5 protein-coding genes are annotated in these 4,309 nt (G+C 59.7%); 4 read left to right on the top strand and 1 reads right to left on the bottom strand.

Features of this window, described 5'->3' with window-relative positions; genetic code table 11:
• The coding region (locus tag P8Y64_14275; GenBank protein MEJ2061615.1) for a hypothetical protein at positions 1–197 on the bottom strand (197 nt) is incomplete at its 3' end.
• Between the two features lie 254 nt (positions 198–451).
• Between P8Y64_14275 and P8Y64_14270 the strand changes: the two genes are divergently transcribed.
• The 4 genes from P8Y64_14270 to P8Y64_14255 all read left to right on the top strand — a co-directional run.
• Positions 452–1,288: a LysR family transcriptional regulator gene (locus P8Y64_14270; protein ID MEJ2061614.1), complete on the top strand. Its 837-nt coding sequence runs from the start codon at positions 452–454 to the stop codon at positions 1,286–1,288.
• Between the two features lie 355 nt (positions 1,289–1,643).
• A complete protein-coding gene (locus P8Y64_14265; GenBank protein MEJ2061613.1) occupies positions 1,644–2,924 on the top strand; it encodes a nucleotide sugar dehydrogenase in 1,281 nt (426 codons plus the stop codon).
• A gap of 40 nt (positions 2,925–2,964) precedes the next feature.
• On the top strand, positions 2,965–3,336 hold the full coding sequence (locus P8Y64_14260; GenBank protein ID MEJ2061612.1) for a four helix bundle protein: 372 nt from the start codon (positions 2,965–2,967) through the stop codon (positions 3,334–3,336).
• A partial coding sequence (locus P8Y64_14255; protein MEJ2061611.1) for an NAD-dependent epimerase occupies positions 3,333–4,309 on the top strand: 977 nt, incomplete at its 3' end. The genes P8Y64_14260 and P8Y64_14255, both read left to right, overlap by 4 nt.

Below are 4,309 nucleotides of genomic sequence, written 5' to 3'. Positions count from 1 at the left end.
ACGGTGTTGACAGCCTTCAGTTTGCCGGTGAATACATAGGTGTTGTCGATATCGCGGCTCAAGACGCGTGCAACGGTCACCTTCGGCAATGCGTGATGTGCACTGGCTTGAGAGGATGGTGCCGCCTGGCTGCCCAGAAAGGCGATTGCGGTAATCGCCCCTGCAAGGACGGCGATGAACAGTATTTTTTTCTTCATGGTATTTTCCGTATTGGCGTTCACGTTGATCCGGTGTTCGCTGGTCACAAATCGGGTAGACGAGCAATATTGGTGCTGTGTGACACAGTGCTCGGCATGAGCCCGGCCATGCCTGGAATGAAACAACTAGCTGGGGAACGACCAGTCTGCTGACTGGCTACTGACAGCATTCTGTCAGCAGCGACACATGTTAAAAATGGGATTAGAATCAATCCCCCTTTGATTACCAGTCACAAGTTGCGGGGGTGAGCGCAATGGAAGACTTATCGAGTATTTCGCTGTTCGTTCGTGTGGTTGAGGCCAAGAGTTTTTCCGCTGCGGCACGGCAGTTGGACATGACGCCTTCCGGTGTCAGTCGCGCAATCTCCCGCTTGGAGGAAGAACTGCAAACGCGCCTGTTTTTCCGTACTACGCGCCAGTTGCGTCTGACCGATGAAGGGGAGCTTTTTTATTCGAGTTGCAGGGATATTCTGGCCGAGCTGAATGAGGCGACCGAATCCCTGGGCGGGGCTCGTGCCAAACCTAAGGGGACTCTGCGCGTTGCCGCGCCGGCGTCCATCGCCCGCACGGCCTTGATTCCCAATCTGGCGAGTTTCGAGTCCAGCTATCCCGATATTCGTTTGGAGCTCTCGCTGCGCGACAACGCGTTCGACCTGAACGAAGAGCGTTTTGATTGCGCCATTCGCATCGGCGAACTGGAAAACTCGAACCTGATTGCGCGCAAGATCGGTTACTTCAAAAACGTGTTGTGCGCATCGCCGGCGTATCTGGAGCGTTACGGCACGCCAGAGAGTATCGAAGACCTCGATCAGCACCGCTGTATCAATATCGTCGATCCGGCAACGGGCCGTCCGCAACAGTGGCGGCTCAAAACCCCGGATGGCCATGTGGCGCTGGATATCGATGCGCATATGCTGATCAACGACAGCGAATCCGTGATTCAGGCCGGTGTGGCGGGACTGGGCGTCATCCGTGCGGGGATCGCCGTTGTGGCTGGTTTACCCGCAGCGCCGTCATGTATCTGCACGTGTCCGTGCCTTTATCGACTGGGTGTCCACGCTGTTTTCCGTTACCTGCGAGCCGAGCCATAAGTTGGCGATGGATGTGCAGGCCTCGACCCAGAAGAGTCTCGTGTAAGTCGGGACTTCCCGGTCTGCCGGGTACGGGGGGGCTGTGGGCTCCGGTGTGTCAGGCAGGGGATCGATTCCGTCTGGATCGGAAGGGGATGGTAAACTAGGCGGCTGTTTTAGACGGTGCACCGCCCAAAATACCTTACTATTTGATTTAGAATGAAAATATAGCCAGCAGGCCTTTCGCGGGTGATGCCAGCACAGCCTGATGTGCGCCGCCTGAAGCGCTTTGCGACTCCTCAATCCCGCCAGGTCGGATCCGAAGCGGGGCCTGCAGGCACTTTCTCCAATCCACTTAGTTGAATCATTCCATCAAATGGACAAGATCGCCGTCGTCGGCCTTGGATATGTCGGTCTGCCCCTCGCGGTAGCGCTGGGGCGTAAACGCCCCACCCTTGGCTTCGACCTCAACAAAGGCAAGATCGAAAGCTACCGCAACTACTGCGATCCTACCGGCGAGATAAGCGGCGAGGCGCTGCGCGCCGCGAGTCAGCTCGAGGTCACCTCCGATCCCGAGCGTCTGGCGGAAGCGGACTTCCTGGTCATTGCCGTTCCGACGCCGGTGGACCAGGCGCGCCGGCCGGACATGGGTCTGGTGGCCGCCGCCTGCGAAACCGTGGGTCGGCACATGTCCAGGGGCGCCACGGTTGTGTTCGAATCCACCGTTTATCCCGGCGCGACCGAAGAGGTCTGCGTACCCATCCTGGAAAACGCCTCGGGCCTGAGGTGGCGCGAGGGTTTTCACGTCGGCTATTCGCCTGAGCGCATCAATCCCGGCGACAAGGTGCATCGTCTGGAGACCATCGTGAAGGTGGTGGCCGGCGACGACGCCGAGACGCTGGAGAAGGTGGCGGCGGTGTACGAATCGGTCATCGAGGCTGGCGTGCACCGTGCCAGCAGCATCAAGGTTGCCGAGGCGGCCAAGGTCATCGAGAACACCCAGCGCGATCTCAACATCGCCCTGATGAACGAGCTCGCCCTGATCTTCGGGCGCATGGGCATCGATACCCTGGAGGTGCTCGAGGCCGCCGGGACCAAGTGGAACTTCCTGCCCTTCCGGCCCGGCCTGGTGGGGGGGCACTGCATCGGCGTGGACCCTTACTACCTGACCCACAAGGCGCAGGAGGTCGGTTATCACCCCGAGGTGATCCTGGCCGGCCGGCGCATCAACGACGGCATGGGCGCCCATGTCGCGCGCAAGACCGTCAAGCTGCTGCTGCGTCACGGCAACGGCGGCAAGGGCGCCAAGATCGGCATCCTCGGTCTCACCTTCAAGGAAAACTGCGCCGACCTGCGTAATTCGCGCGTTATCGATATCGTGCGTGAACTGCAGGAACACGGCATCGAGCCCGTCGTGCACGACCCCGTGGCCGATTACGACGAGGCCCGCCGCGAATATCGTATCAGCCTCGCACCCTGGGAAGCCCTCAAAGAACTCGACGCCGTCATTCTCGCCGTCGGGCACCAGGCCTACGCCGAACAGGGCGCGGCGGGTATCGCCGCACTGCTCAAACGCCCCGGTCTGGTGATGGACGTCAAATCCCTGCTTCCGCTCGGCAGTTTCCAGGGGGAAGAGGTGATCCACTGGAGGCTCTGAACCGCTATGCGTGAGGCGTAAGACGTAAGGGGGCAAAAACGTGGCCAGGGAAGGGCGAAGACACCACAGCCTGCGGGTTTGGCAGGATGCCGTGCGGCTCGTTACGACGATTTATCGTCTGACCGAGAATTTCCCGCCGGATGAGCGCTACGGACTCGTCAGCCAGATGCGACGATCCGCGGTTTCTGTTCCCAGTAATATCGCGGAGGGTGCAGGTCGCGGTTCCGAAAAGGAGTGGCTGCAGTTCCTTTTCATCGCCCGGGGCTCCATGAGCGAACTGGAAACCCAGATCATGGTGGCGGAAAACCTCGGCTACATTCAGAGTACCGGACGTTTGTTTGAAGAGATCGACAAGTTATTTGCACAACTGGGTGCCTTGATTAATCGCATCAAAACGAGAATCGAATCATGACCGATCCAAATACCTCACCCCTTACGTCTCGCCCCTTACGGGTATTGGTTACGGGCGCCGCTGGCTTTATCGGTTCGGGGCTCAGCCTGCGGCTGCTGGAGCGCGGCGACGAGGTGTTCGGTCTCGACAACCTGAACGACTACTACGACGTTGCCCTCAAGGAGGCGCGTCTCGCCCGGCACCGCGACCACGAGCGGTTTACCTTCCTCAAGATGGACCTGTCCGACCGCGAGGCAATGCAGCGCCTGTTCGAGGACCAGTCCTTCGACGTGGTGGTGAATCTGGCCGCCCAGGCCGGGGTGCGCTATTCGCTGATCAACCCCCATGCCTACGTCGACACCAACCTGGTCGGGTTCGTGAACATCCTGGAAGGCTGTCGACATAGCAAGGTCAAACACCTCGTCTATGCCTCCTCCAGTTCGGTGTATGGGGCCAATACCAAGATGCCGTTTTCGGTGCACGACAACGTGGACCATCCGGTCTCGCTGTATGCCGCCAGCAAGAAGTCCAACGAGCTGATGGCTCATACCTATGCCCATCTGTACGGACTGCCGGTCACCGGATTGCGCTTCTTTACCGTGTACGGCCCCTGGGGCCGTCCGGACATGGCGCTGTTCCTGTTCACCAAGGCCATACTCGAAGGCCGGCCGATCGACGTCTTCAATCACGGCGACATGAAGCGCGATTTCACCTATATCGACGACATCGTCGAAGGTGTGGTGCGGGTGATCGACCGGACGCCGGAGCCCAACCCGAACTGGTCGGGCGACACCCCCGATCCTTCCAGCAGCTACGCGCCTTACCGGCTGTACAACATCGGCAACAACAACCCCGAGCAGCTCATGCACCTGATCGAGGTGCTGGAGGACAAGCTGGGTATGAAGGCCGAAAAAAACATGCTGCCCATGCAGCCCGGCGACGTGCCCGCCACCTATGCCGATGTCCGCGATCTCGAAGAGGATGTCGGTTTCCG

The organism is Gammaproteobacteria bacterium (genome assembly GCA_037388465.1).
Taxonomy (GTDB): domain Bacteria; phylum Pseudomonadota; class Gammaproteobacteria; order SpSt-1174; family SpSt-1174; genus JARRKE01.
The sequence above is the reverse complement of the archived record's forward strand: the minus strand, read 5'-3'. Positions and strand labels throughout refer to the sequence as shown.

Excerpts from the sequence above, each read along its gene's own strand:
- P8Y64_14265 (MEJ2061613.1), top strand. The coding sequence starts at position 1,644 with ATGGACAAGATCGCCGTCGTCGGCCTTGGATATGTCGGTCTGCCCCTC.
- P8Y64_14270 (MEJ2061614.1), top strand. The coding sequence starts at position 452 with ATGGAAGACTTATCGAGTATTTCGCTGTTCGTTCGTGTGGTTGAGGCC.